Origin of the sequence: Mesorhizobium sp. B2-3-5, from assembly GCF_006442395.1 — a bacterium.
GTDB lineage: Bacteria > Pseudomonadota > Alphaproteobacteria > Rhizobiales > Rhizobiaceae > Mesorhizobium.
Window position 1 is genome coordinate 29,342 of the sequence record NZ_VFVX01000026.1, and the last position, 18,105, is coordinate 47,446.

At 62.2% G+C, this 18,105-nt stretch carries 18 protein-coding genes and 1 pseudogene; 3 read left to right on the forward strand and 16 right to left on the reverse strand.

Annotated elements, in window-relative coordinates; translation table 11 throughout:
* Window positions 1-35: 35 nt before the first annotated feature.
* Genes FJ958_RS23745 through FJ958_RS32180 form a run of 13 tightly spaced genes read right to left on the reverse strand, consistent with a single transcriptional unit; the run spans window position 36 to window position 12,320 of the window.
* The gene (locus FJ958_RS23745; RefSeq protein ID WP_140745980.1) at window positions 36-1,979 is read right to left on the reverse strand and encodes a type IV secretory system conjugative DNA transfer family protein; all 1,944 of its coding nucleotides are present in this window, start codon (window positions 1,977-1,979) and stop codon (window positions 36-38) included.
* A complete protein-coding gene (virB11, locus tag FJ958_RS23750) occupies window positions 1,976-3,001 on the reverse strand; it encodes a P-type DNA transfer ATPase VirB11 (RefSeq protein WP_140745982.1) in 1,026 nt (341 codons plus the stop codon). The genes FJ958_RS23745 and virB11 overlap by 4 nt, the downstream gene beginning before the upstream one ends.
* Complete coding sequence (virB10, locus tag FJ958_RS23755) at window positions 2,982-4,202, reverse strand: type IV secretion system protein VirB10 (RefSeq protein WP_140746055.1); 1,221 nt, start codon at window positions 4,200-4,202, stop codon at window positions 2,982-2,984. Before virB10 ends, virB11 begins: the two co-directional genes overlap by 20 nt.
* The gene (locus FJ958_RS23760) at window positions 4,202-4,993 is read right to left on the reverse strand and encodes a TrbG/VirB9 family P-type conjugative transfer protein (protein ID WP_246679729.1); all 792 of its coding nucleotides are present in this window, start codon (window positions 4,991-4,993) and stop codon (window positions 4,202-4,204) included. The genes virB10 and FJ958_RS23760 overlap by 1 nt, the downstream gene beginning before the upstream one ends.
* Before the next feature lie 17 nt (window positions 4,994-5,010).
* A complete protein-coding gene (locus tag FJ958_RS23765) occupies window positions 5,011-5,706 on the reverse strand; it encodes a type IV secretion system protein (protein WP_140745986.1) in 696 nt (231 codons plus the stop codon).
* Window positions 5,707-5,756: 50 nt separating this feature from the next.
* The gene (locus FJ958_RS23770; RefSeq protein ID WP_140745988.1) at window positions 5,757-6,758 is read right to left on the reverse strand and encodes a type IV secretion system protein; all 1,002 of its coding nucleotides are present in this window, start codon (window positions 6,756-6,758) and stop codon (window positions 5,757-5,759) included.
* A complete protein-coding gene (locus FJ958_RS32175) occupies window positions 6,743-6,985 on the reverse strand; it encodes a hypothetical protein (protein ID WP_140745990.1) in 243 nt (80 codons plus the stop codon). The genes FJ958_RS23770 and FJ958_RS32175 overlap by 16 nt, the downstream gene beginning before the upstream one ends.
* Window positions 6,982-7,680 (reverse strand): type IV secretion system protein, encoded by a 699-nt coding sequence (locus tag FJ958_RS23780; RefSeq protein WP_246679723.1) that lies wholly within the window; start codon window positions 7,678-7,680, stop codon window positions 6,982-6,984. Before FJ958_RS23780 ends, FJ958_RS32175 begins: the two co-directional genes overlap by 4 nt.
* 32 nt (window positions 7,681-7,712) lie before the next feature.
* Window positions 7,713-8,777, reverse strand: a complete 1,065-nt coding sequence (locus FJ958_RS23785) for a lytic transglycosylase domain-containing protein (RefSeq protein ID WP_140745994.1) — start codon at window positions 8,775-8,777, stop codon at window positions 7,713-7,715.
* Window positions 8,774-11,188, reverse strand: a complete 2,415-nt coding sequence (locus FJ958_RS23790; protein WP_140745996.1) for a VirB4 family type IV secretion system protein — start codon at window positions 11,186-11,188, stop codon at window positions 8,774-8,776. The genes FJ958_RS23785 and FJ958_RS23790 overlap by 4 nt, the downstream gene beginning before the upstream one ends.
* Before the next feature lie 2 nt (window positions 11,189-11,190).
* Window positions 11,191-11,490, reverse strand: a complete 300-nt coding sequence (locus FJ958_RS23795; protein ID WP_140745998.1) for a VirB3 family type IV secretion system protein — start codon at window positions 11,488-11,490, stop codon at window positions 11,191-11,193.
* A 3-nt stretch (window positions 11,491-11,493) separates the two neighbouring features.
* A complete protein-coding gene (locus tag FJ958_RS23800; protein ID WP_140746000.1) occupies window positions 11,494-11,832 on the reverse strand; it encodes a TrbC/VirB2 family protein in 339 nt (112 codons plus the stop codon).
* Window positions 11,833-11,843: 11 nt separating this feature from the next.
* A complete protein-coding gene (locus FJ958_RS32180) occupies window positions 11,844-12,320 on the reverse strand; it encodes a lytic transglycosylase domain-containing protein (RefSeq protein WP_246679724.1) in 477 nt (158 codons plus the stop codon).
* A 567-nt stretch (window positions 12,321-12,887) separates the two neighbouring features.
* Here FJ958_RS32180 and FJ958_RS23810 point away from each other — a divergent pair.
* The gene (locus FJ958_RS23810) at window positions 12,888-13,496 is read left to right on the forward strand and encodes a hypothetical protein (protein ID WP_140746004.1); all 609 of its coding nucleotides are present in this window, start codon (window positions 12,888-12,890) and stop codon (window positions 13,494-13,496) included.
* Between the two features lie 205 nt (window positions 13,497-13,701).
* Entirely contained in the window at window positions 13,702-14,334 is a 633-nt protein-coding gene (locus FJ958_RS23815; RefSeq protein WP_246679725.1) for a thermonuclease family protein, read from the forward strand.
* Window positions 14,335-14,545: 211 nt separating this feature from the next.
* Here the strand turns inward: FJ958_RS23815 and FJ958_RS23820 are convergent, their stop codons facing one another.
* From FJ958_RS23820 to FJ958_RS23830, 3 genes and pseudogenes are all read right to left on the reverse strand, one after another.
* The gene (locus tag FJ958_RS23820) at window positions 14,546-14,875 is read right to left on the reverse strand and encodes a hypothetical protein (RefSeq protein ID WP_140746006.1); all 330 of its coding nucleotides are present in this window, start codon (window positions 14,873-14,875) and stop codon (window positions 14,546-14,548) included.
* A gap of 454 nt (window positions 14,876-15,329) precedes the next feature.
* On the reverse strand, window positions 15,330-15,557 hold the full coding sequence (locus FJ958_RS23825) for a hypothetical protein (protein WP_140746008.1): 228 nt from the start codon (window positions 15,555-15,557) through the stop codon (window positions 15,330-15,332).
* Window positions 15,558-16,155: 598 nt separating this feature from the next.
* A pseudogene (locus FJ958_RS23830) lies at window positions 16,156-16,744 on the reverse strand (transposase); the annotation flags it as partial.
* Window positions 16,745-17,276: 532 nt separating this feature from the next.
* Between FJ958_RS23830 and FJ958_RS23835 the strand changes: the two are divergent.
* Window positions 17,277-17,816, forward strand: coding sequence for a DUF6101 family protein (locus tag FJ958_RS23835; RefSeq protein ID WP_246679727.1), 540 nt, complete (start codon window positions 17,277-17,279; stop codon window positions 17,814-17,816).
* Window positions 17,817-18,105: the final 289 nt, after the last annotated feature.

An 18,105-nucleotide genomic window follows, 5' to 3' on the forward strand; every position in this document is an offset into this window, starting at 1 on the left:
CAGACCGAAATTCATGCTGACCCGCCATCACGGCCTTATGCATCTTCTTCATCGGGAACGGTCTCATCAAAGATGGCCGACCAATCCCTGGCGCGTGCGCCGGTCGAATTCGAGGCCGCCTTGGCCGTCAGCAGCTTGAGTTTGCGGGCCGCGGCGGCAAAACGGGTCTCTGTGTCCATGCGCGGGCCTGCCTGCGGGTCAACTGGCTGGCCGGGCATCGGGCGGCCGGAGCCCGTCTGTGACCGGGCTGCCCCGGGCCTCTCCATCGGCCCGGGCTCAACGTCAGCACTGCCATAACCAGCCGCGGTCGCGGGCACGCCCATGGGCGGTAGAAACTCTGTTGGCGGGACATCGGGGACGTTGAGCTGCGAGTATTTTTCCATTGCGATAAAGGGTGCCGTTGCAAAGAAACGCAGCTTTTGGCCCAGGACTGGCCTTTGTCCCTCGCCCAGGATGATCATCTTGTCAGCCGGCAGCTGCCTGACCTCCTGAGGCATCATCAGATCACGATCGCGGAGCTGTTCGACCTTGGTGCGTCGGGGCAGTCCCATCAACTCGATGGTGCGCGTTTCGGTCTTGTAGCGCACCGTCTTCTTGCCCAGTCCCTTCGATACACTCTCGGCCGTCGCCTGATCGTTGGCGCCAAGGACAAGTTGATAGCCGCAATTGCCCATAAGCGAATGACGCGTGGTTTCGCCGTAGATCTCGTCAAGGTTCTTGAGGTCCTGAATGACGAAGGCCATTTTTATGTTGTAGGCGGCGACATAGGGTAGCCTGCTCGTAATCTCGCTCAGCCGTCGCAGCTGGCGGAACTCGTCCAACAAAAAGTAGACCGGCACGGCCTTCGGATCATGCGCGCGCAGCAGCACATCAAGTGTCTGCTGGATGAAGAGCGAAAGCAGCGGCTTCAGCAGCGCGACATCGGTGATGTTGGGCGCCAGATAGATCGATATCGGCCTGTGCTTCAGCGCGCGCAGATCCATGTCGCTGACCGAAGTGGCCGCCACCACACGTTCGTTGCGAAACGGTCGCAGGGCCCTCTGGATGTCCAGCAAGGCGGAGGCGGCGGCGCGTTCGGACAGCGCGAGATAAGCATTGAAGCTCTCGCGCGTGAAGCGCGACAGGTAAGGTTCTCGTTCCTTGATCCGGCTCATGAGGGCCTGGAGATCGGCCCCACTGTTGAAGAAGGATGTCACTTCGCCAAGGTTACGCCGGTCTCGATAAAAATCGCTTTCGGCGATGTAGCTGATCGCGCCTGCGATCGCGATCTGGGCCGTCGCCTGCCAGATCGAATTCTCGGACTCGGCGTTTTCCGGCACGAGGATGTTTGCGATATTCTGGATGTCCGTCGTGCGCTCGCCGCGGTCGGTTCTGATGAAATCGAGCGGGTTGTAACGGTGGCTCCTCTCCGATCCTGGGGCGAACAGGAAGACCTGATTGCCCTGCGCCTTCCGGTAGCCCGCCGTCGACCGGAAGATCTCCGCCTTGAGATCGGTGACGATCATCGAACCTTCATGGGTCAGTGCGTTGGGGATGACGTAGCAAGCCCCCTTCCCCGAGCGCGTCGGCCCGATCACCAGATGGTGGCGTTCATCCTCGACGCGCAACAATCGTCGGCCGAAGCGCCCCAATATGTGACCCTTTCGCCGGAACCAATTGCCACGGCGAAGCGACTGCAGGGTTTGGAACTCCGCATCGCCCAGAGGGTTGGAAACCGGTTTCAGACCGGCATAGGCGACCAGGCTCGCACACATCAGTGCGGGAATGAGGGCGCCCAGGCCGACACGACGCAGCACAGGGCTGTCGGCATATCGGATCAGCTGCTGAAACGGTGCGAACGGGTTCGTGGTGATCGTCACGTCAAGGATGCGGCCGTCGCCATGCAGCAGCCTCAAGCCCAGACCATAGGCGAGCAGCCAGACCACGATCGCCAGCGCGAGGCAAAATGCGATGTAGGCGATGCGGTAAGGGCCGCTCATGGCTTGTCCATCGCGGAGAAATAGATTTGCGACACGCCGCGTTTGCCGCCGTGGCGCCGAAGCTGGATGACGATCGGGATGACGCTGCGGATGTATGAGATCAGGTCGGCCTTGGGATAGGCCGCGGAGAGACCCGATTGCATCACCATCATGGCGAGCTGCTCATAGGCCCCTTGGGGGGTGTCGGCATGGACAGTCGACATGGATCCTGGATGGCCCGTGTTTATGGCGCGCAGGAACGAAAAGGCTTCCCCGCCCCTAACCTCGCCGACGAACAGCCGGTCCGGGCGCATGCGAAGCGAAGCCTCCAGCAGGGTCTGAACCGTGGCGCTGGCCGTGCCCTGATCGCCTTTGGAAGCAAGCAGATGAACGGTATTGGGCTGTGGCGGATAGAGTTCGCGCGTGTCCTCCAGCGTTATGATGCGTTCGTGCATATCCACCGCTTTCAGGCACGCATTGAGAAAGGTGGTCTTGCCGCTCGAGGTTCCGCCGCTGATCAGGATCGACAAGCGGTTGGCGATCGCACCGCGAACAAAGCCATGGATGTCGTCGCCAAGCAGAAGCTCGATCAGCGATCGGATGCCATCGCTGATCCCGCCGATCGCCACCGAAACCCGATCGAAGCCGCCCCTGTCGCGATAGTCCTCGAGGCTGAAATCGGCGACCACCTGCTTGCGGATAGAGACCGCACCACCACAGGGCGAGGCCGGCGGGAGGACGAACTGAATGCGTTCACCCGAAGGAAGGGCCGCGCTCAGGACCGGGTTGGCGGGACTGATGAACTGGTTGGTGGTGGCCGCGACCCGTTCGCCCATGTTGGCGATCTCGGCGCTGGTCAGCTTCGGGATCGAATGGAACTCCATGTGATCGGCCCCAAGCCGCTCGACATAGACATGGCCAGGCTTGTTGACCGAGATCTCGATGATCTCTGGATCGGCCAGGAATGCCGCCACCGGCTCAAGCGCCCGATAGAGGAAGTAATGCTGGTGGCTTGCAGCACTGTCAGTCGAGGCCGCGCTCACGACGGATGTCCTTCATGGCTTGCGAGAGGGGATCTTCATAAATTGCCGAGAAGTCGAGGTCCTGACGGACGAAGACGAAGATACGTTCGCCCTGCGGTACGCTGATCGTTGGCGCAATCTTGAGGCTTTCGCCGAGCACCTGATTGGCCATGTCCGAAAAAGTCTGGGCAAGCGTGGCGCGGGCGATCTCTTGCGCGCGCTGGCCCTCGTCGCTGCCTCCGGTAGCCGCCTGGCTGCCATAGCCGGTGAGATAGCTGGCGCCGCCGCCGACGATCGACAGCAGGATCGCTGCCCCGAAGCGTTCGCGGAACTTCTTGTCGACATGGCCGCCAAGGCCGGAGCGACCGAGGCTGTCGGCACCGATCGAGTTCAGGCGCACGCTGACGCCATCGTCGCGAAGCAGGCGTGTCCAGATGACGAAGATCAGTTTCTGTCCCTGGGTCATTTCGGACTGGTATTCGCCGATCAGGCGCGTGCCGGCCGGGATCAGAACGCGCCGGCCATCGAAGGAATAAACGTCCTGCGACACGATCGCGCGAATTTGGCCAGGCAGATCGCTGACGATCGCGGTCTCCAGGATTCCGGCAAGGAGCGTGCCTTCGGGCACGAGCGCGTCCATGCGCCGAAGCTTCCTGGCGACGGCGGAGCGATCACCAAGTCCGGACGCGGCTGCAAGAAATTTGCTGTTTCGGTCGTCGCCGGCAACCACCGCGCCTTGCCCGCTTGCATTCGGCTGGCCATCCTGTCCGTCAGCGGAACCTTTGTTGTCGAACACCACCATGTTGGAGCGATAGCGCTTGGGAAACTCGTCGGCTGGCCCCACCACCGAGACGTCTGGCGTCGCAGGCGTGGCGCCAGGGGGTGGCGGGACATCAAACTGCGTGGTGTCGGGATTGGTCTTTGCCGGCGGCGGGGATGGCGGCGGCGGCAACTCGATGACCGCGGGTTCGGCCGTTTTGGGCTGCGGGTCGCCGTCGCGGACAAAGGACGGCGGACGAAAAGTCGTGGTCGAGAATTCCTCGTCGCCGGCGAGGATGTCGCGCTGCGGCGGTTGACGCCCGGCCAGCACCAAGTACCCGGCGAGCAGCCCCGACAGCATCAGGACGGCGCCGCCAAACAGGTTCTTGCGGCGCATGGATGTATCGGCGATTGCCGAGCCGCCGCTGTTGGCCAAGGCCTCCAGTTCCGGACTGCGCTGGATCAATTGCCGCTCCTCCTGCGTATCTTTGCCTGCACGTCCCTTGCGGGAGCCATGACATCGGCATCGGGCGCGCCGAAGTCGGGCTTTCGCAGGTTGAAGATGCAGATCCACTGATCGCCATCGCGGAGCGTGAACTGGGTCGAGACGCCGTCAAGCACGATGTACTCGCCCTCCTTGCGGAAATTCTTCAGCGTTTCGGAGAAATCCGAATTGACGCCGAAGATCGCCGGGACGCGTCCGCTGAAGGTGAAAAAGGTCTTGTGACCGTCGTCGAAAACCAGGGACGGCTTCAGCCGGGCATCGCCAGAATAGGAATAGTCGATGTTGACGTTGGCCTTGTCGATGCCGGCAATGTTTGGCCAGGCCAGGCGCCGCTCCGCCTCCTGCCGCAGCCCGGCGTTGAGGCTCTTGTCGGGGTAGGAGAAGCGGATACCGAAAACCTGCCGGCCGCTGTCGGGCGCACTGTCAGCGAGCTCGAGAAAGTAGATGCGTCTGTTGGTGACGACGTTCATGTTGGTGGCGACATTCCTGGCGATCGGCTTGACGAACAGGATGTTGCCCTTGTCGGCCGGCACCACCTGCCAGCTCTCGCTGTCGCCCAGCGAGATGGTTTCGAACCTCTCGTCTTCATCAAAGACAATCATTGTCGATATGCCGTAGGTGGCCGAGACCCGCACGACGTTGTTCTCCTGGTAGGCGACACTGGTCACGCGCGCATCCAGGGCGCCGGCTTTCGGCGCCTGTGCGCCGCTTGCCGGCGTGGTCAGCTCGCAAACCACCAGCGCCGCCATGACGATCGCGCCTGGTCTCATCCGGCTGACCCTGGCGTGACCGTCTCCTGGTCGCGGCGGTAGCTGTAGACCTGGAAGCCGAGCGGGTTTTCAAAGCGCCATTCGTTCTTGAGCGGCGTCTCGGTATAGCGAAACCTGACCACCGAGATCCAATGCCTGTCGATCGATTCCGTCTCGCTCTTTTCGGTGGTGGAGAAGCGAACGATGGCGGTGCTGTCATTGGGAAACGACACCGATTTGATATCGACCAGAACCCGTTTCAGCACGCCGTTCACCTTGGCCGGGTTTTTCGGATTTGCCGCGCTGAACAGCGTCTGCAGGTCGCGTGCGGCTTCGCCCGTCGACAACAGCGCCGCGATCCCGAAATACTCCTCGATCGCAAAGGGATCATAACCCTCGCGATTGCGGATGTAGCGAACGATGTTGGCCTGTGTGACGGCTTCCTGGCCGGAGAGCGTCGAGGCCTTGGTCAGGCCCGACTTCACCTCGATGTATCCGGTGTTCTTGTCGACTTCGACGACGTATGGCTCGAAACTCTTCAGCGGCAGCATCAGCACCACCGCCAGCAGGCCAAGCAAGGCGAACGCGGCAAAGACCAGGGTGAAGAACCAGGCAATGCGGCTCGAATGCCTGGCGCGCTTGAGGATCTCATGTTCCCAGACATCGCCATCCTGGAAGTAGGATCGAAGTCCGTCCTGGGTGTCTGCTGCCATGCATCAATTCCATTCGTTGGGAGGCCAGATCTCGGAAACCTCGGCGCGCGCTATCGCGGAGTGCCATTGGCCGCGATGGCGCGCTGCATGGCATCGCGCGACAAGGTCCGCGGCGTATGCAGCCTTGCCTGGACGCGCTGAACCGCGGCGCGCATCTGACCGGCCGAGCCGCCGAGGACCCTGCGGCCCAACACGACGCCTTGTTGGGTGAGCGCGCGCGAGCGATGGCCGACCGGCATTGGCAGGCCGCCGACGATGCCCTGGGCGAGCGAGGGGATGTGGATGAGCACGAAGCTGCCGGCCAGGCACAACATGATGAAGGCGCCGAGATCGCTGAGCCTCAGTTCGCGATTGCCCGAGATCTGGTCGATCTTGGTGAGCTCGGGCGCCATGGCCGCGATCAGGAAGGCGGCGATCACGTAGACGAACAGCGGAATGAGCGCATAGAGCAGCGACTGGTTGAACCACCCAACCGCGTAGCCGCGCGTGGCATTGAAGAACATGCAGGCAATGAACACCGGCGCGGTGCCAAGCAGGACCCACAAGATCACCTTGGCGAGCACCAGGATGCCCAGCGCAACGGCCACGAAGAGGCCGGCAAACGCCATGATGACCATGCCGATCAGGGCAGGAAGCACCGAGAAGTAGCCCGCCTGTTCGGAGAATGTCGAGGCAGCCAGATTGGCTGTCTGCCATATCTGCGAAAGCCCGTTGCTCGGTTCGGTGACGCCCGTGGCCGATGCGGCGAGCACCGCGCGGCCCGCGGCCTCGGGAACCTTGGTGAGCCACAGATAGACGAGGCTGTCGAAATTCGACCAGCTGCTCACCAGGACGAGGATGAGGAACACCCGGGTGATCCGGCCGACGATCTCGCCCGCGCTCAGCCGCGACGTTCCCAGCACCAGCTGCGCGCCGTAAAAGAGGACGACCAGGATGAAGAGCAGGCGAAGCAGCGGCTCGATGTCACGGCTCAGGACCTCGAACGCGCGCTCTGAGAAGTTCTTGCCGGACGCATCGATGCGCTGCAGAAGCTCGCCTATGAAATTGTCCACCGCCCTGCCCTATTCCACATGATTTCCGAGCGCCGCGATCGCGCCTGCGCTGCCTGTCTGTCGGCGTTCACCGCCCTCATCGGGCCACACTCCGCACGAGGATCGGGCGCGAAACTGGTGAGGGTGTCCGGCCGTTTGCAAGGTGCCGATTTTTCCCTGGCCGTCTCGCACCCCGTCAGCAGCAACACGCCGCACATCGCAATTATTGCGCGCCCCGGCCGTCTCATTCGTAGGTCAGCGCCTTCTTGGTGTTCGAGATGTCGGTCAGCCGCCGCTGGTTCTCGGCCTGCAGCGACTGGACGGCGCTGTTCATGACGCCGATCATCTCGTTGAGCGTCAGGCCGGTCTGGACCTGGAGCTGGGTGTTCTGGTCAATGGAGCCCTTGATGTCCTTGGCCTGGCCGATGTCCTGGCCGGCATTTTCGAGCGCTGTCCGCCGCGTCTCGACCGCCTGCCGCGAGCCGTTGATCAAGGCGGAGACGCCAAGCACCGTCTTGACCAGCTCCTCATAGGATTTGTCGCTGGCCAGCGACGAGTTTTCCTTGCCCGAAAGCGATTTCACCAGCTTCAGGCCGTTGATGAAGGCGCTTGCCGCCTTGGCAAGCCGCGGATCCATCGATCCGAAATCCGGCATCCCGCCCTTGAGCAGGCCATCGAGGGAGGGCACCGAAGAGACACTGAAGCCATTGCCGACCGCCAGGTCCTTGAGCGCGCCCGCATCGCTGCCGCGCTCGCCGGTGACGGCCTCAAGGGTCTTTTCGACCGTGGCCAGGATATCCTTGTTCGTGTCGAGGATCCTGGCCGCCTTGTCGGCGGTGTCCTTGGCGACCGCGTAGTTGGTCTTGTCGATCACCGGGATGTCGGCCCTGGCCGAACTGACGGTGATTGCGGCGCCGGCGATGAGGGCAAAAACATGTTTCACGAGGGTTCTCCTGTTCATTGCGGGGTGAGATGTCATTGCGCGGTCAAAAGCAGCTCGGGCTTGGCGTCGAGCTTTTGCACGCAACCTTGCGCGTCGGGGCTCCACTTGAGGCCCGGCTCGTCACAGCGGCCGGTCGTTTCCGTGCCGCCTTGCCGATCGCCGTTGGTGTAATGGCCCGAGCGGCGCGCCCCCGAAATGTCGCTCAGCGCCAGGGCATTGCGGGAATTGACGAGGTCGGCAAGGCTCGCGCTCAACTCAATCATGCGGTTCAGCATCTCGATGTTGGCGTTGCGGGCGCCGGAGTTCTGATCCCAGCTCTCCTGGATGGTGCCGCTTGGCTGTCTGGCGCGTTGCTGAAACCAGGACGCGACGCCGTCCGATCCGTCGCCGAAGGCGCCGGTCAGCGCCATGGTGTCCAGCGTCGCCGTGCGCATACCGGCATAGGCCTCGCCGGTGCCGCCGAAATTCAACGGTATGCCGGACTTGTCGGAGCCGCCAAATGCCGGCATCCATCTTTGCGTGATGTTGGCGACATAGCCCTGGGTTTCGCGAAAGGGCGGAATGCCGCCGTATTTTTCGACATTGCCGGCACCGGCATTGTAGGCCGCGAACGCCAGCGCAACATCACCGTTGAAGTTCTCCAGCTGCTGCTTGAAATAGCGCGCCCCGCCGCGCAGGTTCTGCTCGATGCTGTAGGGATTGACGCCAAGCTCGGCGGCGGTCGCCGGCATCAGCTGCGCCAGTCCGATCGCGCCGGCGCCCGATCTGGCGCAAGGGTTGAAGCGGCTTTCCTGGTAGACAAGCGCCAGGAACTGGTTCTCGTCGACGCCCTCCTCGCGCGCAATGCGCCGGACCAGCCCGGCAATCGACGCGTTGGCCTTGGCGGCGGCGACAGGATCGTCCGTGCGGGCTGGCCGGTAGAGCGCGCAGGTGACACCCTGATTGTTGCCAAGGCGCTGGCGATCTATGTCTTCGATCGCGGCGATCTTGTCGCTCGCGTGCCTGCGTTGATCAAGCACCGCGCCATCGAAAGTTGGAATGTCGGCGGCCGCGGGCGAGGCAAGCAGCACCAGCAGGAGCGGGAAACGCCGGATCATGTCGAGGCCCCTTCCCGGCAAAATTCGGCTAACCAGTCGGCCGGATCATCGCCAAGGCGGGCGCGCAAGGCAGCACAGGCCTCGACGGTTTCCTTGCGGCCCGACAGGACCTTGAGCATGTCGGGCATCGACGAAAGATCGAGCCGGGCAATGACGGAATCGTTGCCATGCTTGATCAGGAATGTCCGCCGCTCGGGCGGCGTGTTGCGGATGAACGCAAACTCCTTGGCGGTGAGGCCAAAGCGGCCAACATAGCTTTCCGCGTCGGCGCGCGGGTTCGGGAAATGCAGGTTTGTCGACGATTGCTCGATCAGCGTGTTGGATTGCGGCGCCCTGGCGATGTCGGCCGCCGACTGGGTTCCGAAGCCGACGATGCCGTTCAGCTTGCGGATCGTCTTCATCTTGTCGACGATGTAGTTGGAAAAGGTCGCGTCCTGGAGCAGCTTCCAGCCCTCGTCCATGAAGATCAGGACGGGATCGCCGTCAAGCAACTCATCGAGGCGGTGATAGAGATACATCAAGGCCGGCGTCCGCAGCTCGGCATTGTCGAGCACATGCGTCATGTCGAAGCCGAAGACGCGGCTGTTGGACAACGACAATGCGTCGCGCGGCGCGTTGAACAGCCATGCCTTCTCGCCCTCGAACCATGGCCGCAGGCGCGACTGGAGATCGTTGGCGTCCGAGCGCGATCGCCCCATCAGCAGCCCGGACAAATTGGCAAGCGTGCGCTGCTCGATCGGCTCGCGGCAGATGCGGCCGATCGCCTGTTCCAAAATGTCCTCTTCTTCCTGCGAGAAGCCGTGCCCGCCGGCGGGCTTCAGCATCACCTTGAGCAGGCGCAGCAGGAATTCGCGGTTTGGCGCGCTGTTGTCCATCTGGAGCGGATTGAAGCCGGTGCTGATGCCCGGCCGCAGCACCTCATAGGTGCCACCGACGGCGCGAATGAAGATCTCGGCGCCGCGATCCTTGTCGAAGAAGACCGCCCGTGGTTGCGGCGAGATCCGAAACGCCTGCGCAAGCAGGAAGGTGAGCACCACCGTCTTGCCCGATCCCGTCGGACCGGTGACCAGGAAATGTCCGATGTCGCGCTGATGAAAGTTGAACCAGTAGGGCGTCTGCGACGTCGTCTCCAGGATGGAGATCGGCAGGCCCCAATGATTGCCCTGCGCCCTTCCGGTCGCAAAATTGTGCATCGAGGAGAAACCGGCGAAATTGGCGCTCGACAGCATCGAGGAGCGGGCGATGTAGCTGTGATTGCCCGGCAGCTGCGCCCAGAACGAAGCCTCCATGTTGAGGTCTTCGCGCAGCCAGGTGATGTTCATGTCGGTCAGGCAGGCGCCGAGCTCCGACACCGATCTGTCCACGCCGCCGAGATCACGGGCCAGGCAAAGCAGGCTCAGGTGATGATATCCAAACACGGCCTCCTGGTTGACGAGACTGTTGAAGGCGAAATCGATGTCGGTCTCGACCGTGCTGCCGGCCTCGTCGGAGGCCTGGATCTGCCGCTGGAGCCTTGCGATCCGTTCCTGTGCGATCGGCTTGTCGGCGATCGTGAACGACTGGGTCAGGATGAATTCGTGATTGAGCTGGAGGAGTCCGTCCAGCATTCCCGGGCCCGAGAACGGCGGGTACTCCTTGATCGACAGGATCGCACCGAAGCGGCTGTCGGCCTCGGTCGGTGCCTGCGCCTGCAGCGTGCGTCTGGAGAAATGCAGGCGTGATGTGCCGACAAAATTGCGAATGGCCATGCGCGGCAGGCGCATCGGCCGCGATGTTGCGCAGGTCAAAAGCGTGTTGAAGAACTCGCAAGGCTCGGAATAGGGATCGCCGTCCCGGTAGACGATGCCAAGGACGCGGGCGCCATATCTTTGCAGCTCGCGCGTGACGTTGGCCGCCACTTCCTCCAGCTCGCCGATGCGCTCTCGGCTTTGCAGCAGCCGCGCTTCGCGATCGGACGACCAGTCGAACAGCCTGGCGAGCGATTCAGCGGCTCCCAACGCGCCCCGCATCCGGGCACGCACCACGGTCAGGTAGAGATCGTTGGTGAACATGCGCCGTTGTTTGAGCCCGCTCATGTAGCGCGTGTGGAGGGCGTCGCAGAACGGATTGGCGAACGAGCCGCCGATCGATGGCGTGACCTCCTTGCGGATGATCGTCGACCACAGCGAATACCGGCTTGAGCCAAGCGCACGGATCATCGTGTTCTGGACGCTGGCGCGCATATTGAGCTCGGCCTGGTCCTCGGTCTGGAAAAACAGGCCATCGAGCTTGATCACGCAGACCAGCGCGCCGCTCTCCAGACCGACGATGCCGTTTGCCAGGTGGCGCATATAGGGCACATGCGTCGCCACCGGTCTGTCGCGGCGGCGCTCGCGGCCAAAGCCCAATTCATCCATGACGACGTTCAGCATGGTCAGGCCCCGTAGGAGTTGGTTTGCCAAAAGATCCTGTTGGGCGTGCGTGGCGTGCGGCGCCCGGCGACCTGAGCAAGGTCGAGAATGCGAATATCGCGGCTGCACAGCGCAAACAGTGCGAGATAGGTCGCCGGGGCGATCGCAACGGACCAGAAGCTGCCGGTCACCAGGAATGCGATCAGCGTGATGCCAATGATGATGTAGAATGCGCTGAGCGGAACGCCCCACATCATCGGCGGCCGCGTCAGCCCGATTACCAGTGGCGTCAGCTGTGGCTTGTCGTTGGTTGCCTCGTCCATCGGTCACTTGCCGACGGCCGAGATCATCTGGTCGACGATGGCCGGCGCGCCGAATACCAGCCCGATGCCGATCACCACGGCGCCGGCGGTGAACCAGGACAGCCGGCCGGCGAAGGCGAGGAAGCCGAGGCCGATGACGGCGATGATGGCGAGCAGCCGGCCGAAGGGACCGGTGATGAAATCGACGATCATCTGCACCGCCGTCTCGAGCGGGGCGAAGGCTCCCGACGTCTGGGCAAATGCCGGGTCTGCGATCGCGCTCAGCGATACCCCAAGAACCAGGCCCGCGATGACGGTTCGTGTCTTGGCTGTTGGCGTTAAGGTCGGCAAGATCCGGGTCATGTCTGGCTCCGTTAGAACTGCATGACGCCGCCAACCCATTGGCGGCGTGTGGTAGGCGAAATCGTTTCGGTATCGGCCGTGGGGAGATCGACGGCGGCATCGGCGGCGCGAGCCTGCGGATCCGCGCTTGACGGACCAGGCCGCAGCTTGATGACTTCGGCGACGAAGCGCACGGTTTCCGGCAAAGGCGGAATGCCGCCGCCATAGTCGTCCACGCGAGCGGCGCCGGCGTTGTAGGCGGCGGCAACGATCAGCGGATCGCGATAGGTCGCAAACAGCTGCCGCAGAAATCTGACGCCGCCGTCGATGTTGTCGGCGGGGTCACATATGTCGCTCACGCCAAGCTCGCCTGCTGTCGCCGGCATCAGCTGCATGGGCCCGCGCGCACCCTTGGGGGAATTGCGGACCCTGTCGAGTTGGCTTTCGACCGTGGCGATCGCAAGCGCGAAATCCGGATCGACATCGTATTTGTAAGCCGCGGCCCTCACGAGCCGGGCGATCTCCGCAGCGCTGATCGGCGAGGCGCCACATGGTTTTGCGTGCGGATTCCGGTGCGGAACAGGTGAACTGTCAAATTGACTGTATTTTTCGGGTGCCGGTGAAGCGCCCGGTCCGGAGGAGCCCGGTCTGGGCAGGCTTGCGGTGGCCGTGCTCGTTCGATGAAGCTGTCCATCCTGCCTAAGTTCATACTCCCTGGCGTCAGTTCCCCAGCGGGCGTCGAAGACGGCTGCAACACTTTCATCGGACGCTTGAAAAGGCCGGATCGCCGCGTGGTTTGAGGTTAGTTCCGTTCCTGACCGGGCATCTTCCGCGGCGGCCGATGATGGGGTCCAGACCGCGACCAGAGCCGTGCTGGTGAGGGCGAGAAGCAGATGCCGGTTCGTCGGTCTGGACAGGGGGTCAGTCATCGGAAGCCCTTGGGTGGCCGGTTCGAAGAATGCCGGGTATCGGTAAGCGACTTGAAAAAAGATGTCAAACAGATATTGTTTTTATTGCGCGGCAAATCAGAACTAGGCACATTGGCCACGTGATTGGATGTCGAGAGGAGCGTTGCGATGAAAGCCAGGATATTGGGCAGCCTCGTTGCTGGCCTTGCGTTGGCGTTGCCGGCGAGCGGCGCCCCACCCATCGACCAGGCCTATGTCAGGTCGCTCGCGGCGCCGGGCAAGACGGTACTGGTCATGGAATATTACGATGGCCAGGGCGCCATCGTGGATCGCAAGGGCTTTGCCTCGGCCAGGGGCTTCGATGCCGTTTCACCAACCGACTTTCAAGTCGATGACAAGCTGACGGTGCATCTTTATGGCATCGAGCCGTGCGACGGTGATCTGGTCAAGCAGCGCGAGAACTTCTCAGGCACCTGCGCCGATTACGCCAGGCGCGGGCTGCAGACGATGCTGCAGTCACCGAAAGTGATCTTCTGCCGGGCCTTTCTCAGCGAGACGAATGCTCAGGCCCAGGATGCCACCTGCTATGGCTACTACAACTACCCCGGTAGCCTGGACACGATCGACATGTTGGAGGAGCAATTGGTGTCGATCGGCACGCACCGCATCGCCAAAAAGCCCGATGGCACGCCCGCCCGCAAGGATCTCGCAGAAGCCGAGAAGATTGGCCGCGGCGGATTCGGCATGTGGGCCGATCCAAGGATCAAGGATCAATGAGGACCATGGCTTTTGTGGTTGGGCGCGCGATCGGGACAGCGCCCCGTCGGACCGTTTCGATGCGAGACCGCGGGCGCACTTCCAAGGCAGACGTCTTCTCGATCGATGCAGGGTTGGCCGACCACCTCCATGGCGTCCAGCCATGAAAAGCAAAATCCTGCCTTGCGCCCTGACGGCGCTGATTGTCTGCAGCCTTCCCTCCCCCGTGTTCGCGGCCGACATTACACGCGGCTGGCGCGCGAACACCGTGCCGACGGGTTTTTCCGGTTCCAGTATGGCAAGGCTTGCAGGTCGCGTGACAGTGGTCGACGGCCGCACGTTGTGGTTTCCCGATGTGTCCGAGACGGTTCGGCTCGACGGCATCGACGCATGCGACCTGCCGCAATGGGCATTTGATCCAAAACAGCATGGCGACAGCCTGGTCCTGAAGCCGGTGCCCTGCGGAGCCTTGTCCAAAGCCTGGCTGAAGCGGCTGGTCGGCGACAGCCCGGTCGTCTGCCGCATTTCAGCCTATTCCGTCGACGGAGCCCTGACGGGCCGATGCATCGCGGGTGGACGCGATCTCGCGGTCGGCATGCTGCGTGCTGGCTGGGCTCGAGTCCAAGGCCCCTCCCCCGTGAGCTCGCAGTATTGGAAATGGCAGCGCTACGCCATGTCAGCGCGCTATGGGATGTGGGCGACATATGTGATCGATCCGGATGAATGGCGCGCCAAGGCAGTGGACAGAACCCTGGGGCGGAAGCCGCTTGCCGACCTGAATCTGCTGGGCGAGCGTGAGCAGGAAATCTCGCCACCATTCCTTGACGCCCGAGAGCGCCCTGTCCGCTCCGACCGGTAGAGATATCGCAGTGATTGGTAGCGCCCGGGTTGGCCCGGGTTGTTGGCCCCACAGACTTCGCAAGACTTGACCGCTGATGAGATCAGAAAGCTGAAACTGACACCGGAGCACAAGGTCGATGACTTCGTGGGTTGACCTATGTCGACACGCATTACCTGAAGAAGCCGTATAATCCCATCCCGCCCGACCACATCTAAATTCGTTCCGAAACTTAGCCGCTTTGTTTTCGCAGAAACCCGGCAATATCCGGATGGAATTCTCCGACGCTGGCTTTCACGGTGTCGACCTCGCTTGGCTGCAGCTTCACCTTCCGTGCCAGCATTGTAGCGATCAGGTAGCGGACCTTCTGCTCAGCCTCCAGCCGGTTCCCGGCCTGGAGTTTGATCAGTCGCCGACGCGCTGAAGCTTCGAGAAGATTGCTTAGGACCAGGCACAACCGGACAGGGGTGGAGCGAACCGTCCAGCGACCGGAGCCTGTCTTGCGGGAGAACATTTCGATGGCATCGAGCAGGCGGCGGTGCCGGGCTATGCCGCGCGCCATGGCCGTGGAACTTGCGGCCCTGCGCCGAGCGGGGCAGCTGTCGTGGCCGCGTCCCAACGGTCGGGAATTGGAGCTGTCATGCTCGGTGGATAATCCTTGATCAACGACTTCGCTTGGCCTCTGCGGCCTGGCCGCATTCGCAGTGTGTTTCTGTCCCGTCATCCTTCCTTACCAAGCTGCGCAGATGGCCCCAAAGGGTACATCGTGGCCGAAGCGTCGTCCTTGGATGCTGCCAGTGTTGGTTTCGGTAGCGAGGCCACCAATGCAAAACCAGCAGAACGCCAGAATAGGGGAAGCATAGCGCAATTGCGGCAGCCACCGTGCTAAAGTTGGATGAAATGATGTGAAGCGACTGAAATATAATGCGCTTAGGTTAAGGGTTCGAAATATTCGTCCTTGCGAACTGCAGCCTGTCATCGCCGCGGTATTGGTTTTAGAGCGTCAGTCGATCACTTCAGGCCTGCGGCTCCTTGCGCAATTTCGAGAAGACCCGACACCAAAAGCGATAGTCGTCATCGCGTCCGTCGAAATTAGCGGTCAGCGCGCACCATGCCGCGGCTGTCGCCGCATCTGGACCATAGAGCTCTATCGTCGCCCGTACCGTCGCTGCTGGGTCCAGCAACTCCCACAGCGTCAATTCGGCGTGGCCGGAACCAAGCCGGTCAATATGAATTTCTGGCATGCAAAAGCCTCCCGCGGTGGATCCGGCGAGCGGCAGCTATGCGCTGCAAGGCCGGACGTTGGAAACTCACGGGGTGAGCCACGATCCTGAGGCATTACGCCTAGGACATTCGTCGTGTCGTCCCTGGCCATCTACAGCTTCGCAGGAGGACCTCGGAAGCTGGCGCAGAGGCAATTTATTGCAGAGCTCTCGCGCCAAGGCAACCAGCGTGCGAGATCGACAGGCATCATTGCCAGATCGGGTTTCCCGATCGGCCGACGTCGAAGGGGCCTGTTGGCCTGCAATGGAACGGAGGGGTACACGATCCTCGTAGAATGTAGAATTTAGCCCAAATGAGATCGGCCGGTGCCCACAGCGTCTCCACTGCGCAAGAACTCACCGCAGTCAACCGGCGCTCAGAAAGAGTATTTCGCGTCGGAAGCCGACCTTGCGTCGCTGGCTGGCGGCGGCGCGTTGGCCGCAAGCGACCAATCTTTTGGCGAGAAGGCAGCCTGCTGCCGCCGACGCCATCGGACTTCGGACTGGTAGTCTGAGATGGGGCCGCTAGCGGTCAGTTCGCTTGTGACCAGGGAAGCACGACAGCTGACCTTCAATGTGAGGCCGCGATATCACGCGAGCGGCGGAAGCGCGACCGATCGTCGGTCGCGGTCAGGAAGGAGCGCGCGGTCACCGGGCCCGCGGGGGACGGCCATGAAGCGCCGGCATGGTTCGTTGCGGGTGACGATCTTCACGACCATGTCATGCAGTCGGCAATACTGTCGCCACAGCGCCGCGCGCGGCCGACAGCATCGCTTACCATCAGCTCGACCCATAGCGGATCCTCCGCCACAGCCTAGCGCACCGCGTGCTCGAATGCCGAGCGTCCGACCTTGCTCAAGCGGATGCCGAACGACTTCAGCGAGTGGCGGATGGCGTTCTCCAGGTCAAGGAACTTTGGCCTTCAGATTGGGCCGGTGCGTCAGCAGAAACCGCGTTCGGTAGCAGCTTTCCGACTTGATATAGGCCTATCGGAACCAGCCGGCGCGCATGATGTGGGCGATGCCCAGCGCATCGGGCTTGTCGGTCTTGTTGCGCTGCGTCGACATTGCGGCGCGCACATGCTGCGACTCCAGGCAGATGGCCGGCAGGCCGAGTTTCTTCAGTTCCGGGTGCATCCACGGCGACAGCGAGCTGGCCCCGTGGCCCAAATCGAAGTCTCTATGACAATGTACGCCTTATCGACGCCCATGGTACCCATCGCCGTTCCGACTTTTAAGCTCAGTCCGGGCAAGAGTACCGAAAACGAACTGCGCTTGGCGGCGGACGCTTGGCTACCTCAACCGGGGGACAGCTAACCGGCCGATATCCTCATCACCGACGACCAGCTGAAAACCGATGAAGCCTACTCGGAATCGGCGCGCAACAAATGCGCTGACTGGGTCCAGCCGCGTCTGTCGGGTTGCATAGCTCAGCCGACGCCCATTTTGCCAAAGTTACCGAAAAATTGACATAAATTAGTAATCGCTAATACAGAATACACTGCTACTTTATGTGACAGTAGGACATGAGTGAGAGTTCGAGGGCGGGTACATCGTTCGACCTCAATAAGGAGTAGAGATTGCGAAGGCACGCAGCTGTTGCTGGACTCAAGCCGAAGACGGCGCCGCAAAGGATTGGGGCTCACTCGGGGCACTGGTTGCGCGCTGTGCTTCGGGAGCCTTCTCTCTCCAGGTGCCAGTGATGGACGATAGTGAGCGGGCTCGTACTGAACCGGAGACGAGTTCTTGGACCGGCCGCAACAGGCGTCTCGACCCATCGCGCCTGCCGGAGATGGTGAGCTATACCACGCGCGACACCTATGGCGACGTGACCTTCACGCTCAACCAGCGTGGTGTGGTGGTCCGACGCATGCAGGATTTAAGCAGCGTACCGGCAATCATTGCCCTTCCCGCCAAGGTTTTCCGCGGCGTGGCCGCCTGCGCGATGGAGGATCCGGATGGAAAATTCACATCGGAGCTCAAGCTTCTGCACAACGATCCGATGCTGACGGTGCCACTGCTGGTGTCCGACGATCTCGAACTTGTTGCCGCCGACTGGCGTGCCTGGGCCGAGGCCTACCGTCTGCCTATGCTTCTGCTTGGTGCCGACGGCGTTGCCCGCACGCTTGAGGAAACGCTCGGTGGGCTGCGTCTCGATCATGCGGCCAGGCTTTCTGATGCTGGCCTGATGAACAAACTGACGCCATTAGAGCAAATCGGTCGACTGGTGGATCGGAAGTGATGTGACACGTGTCTCGTGTTCATTTGGGCAGCAGGGTCGATCCTCCCCACTGTGTCGATTGCTGGGGAACCCCCGCCAGGCGCGGCCAGGTAGCGTCGGCCTGGTTGAAAAGACCGCCAGTCTCAGCCAAGGACTGGACCGCTTTCCCGGCCCTTCGTCTGGCCGATCTCTCGGCGTCGGCAAACTGCCGCGGACCTGCGGGGATGCAGTGCTTGATCGGGAATCATCATCTCACTGACGGATCGTTTTCGAAGCCGTGCAATCGGCTAGGCGCGGCGGTGCGCGTTGC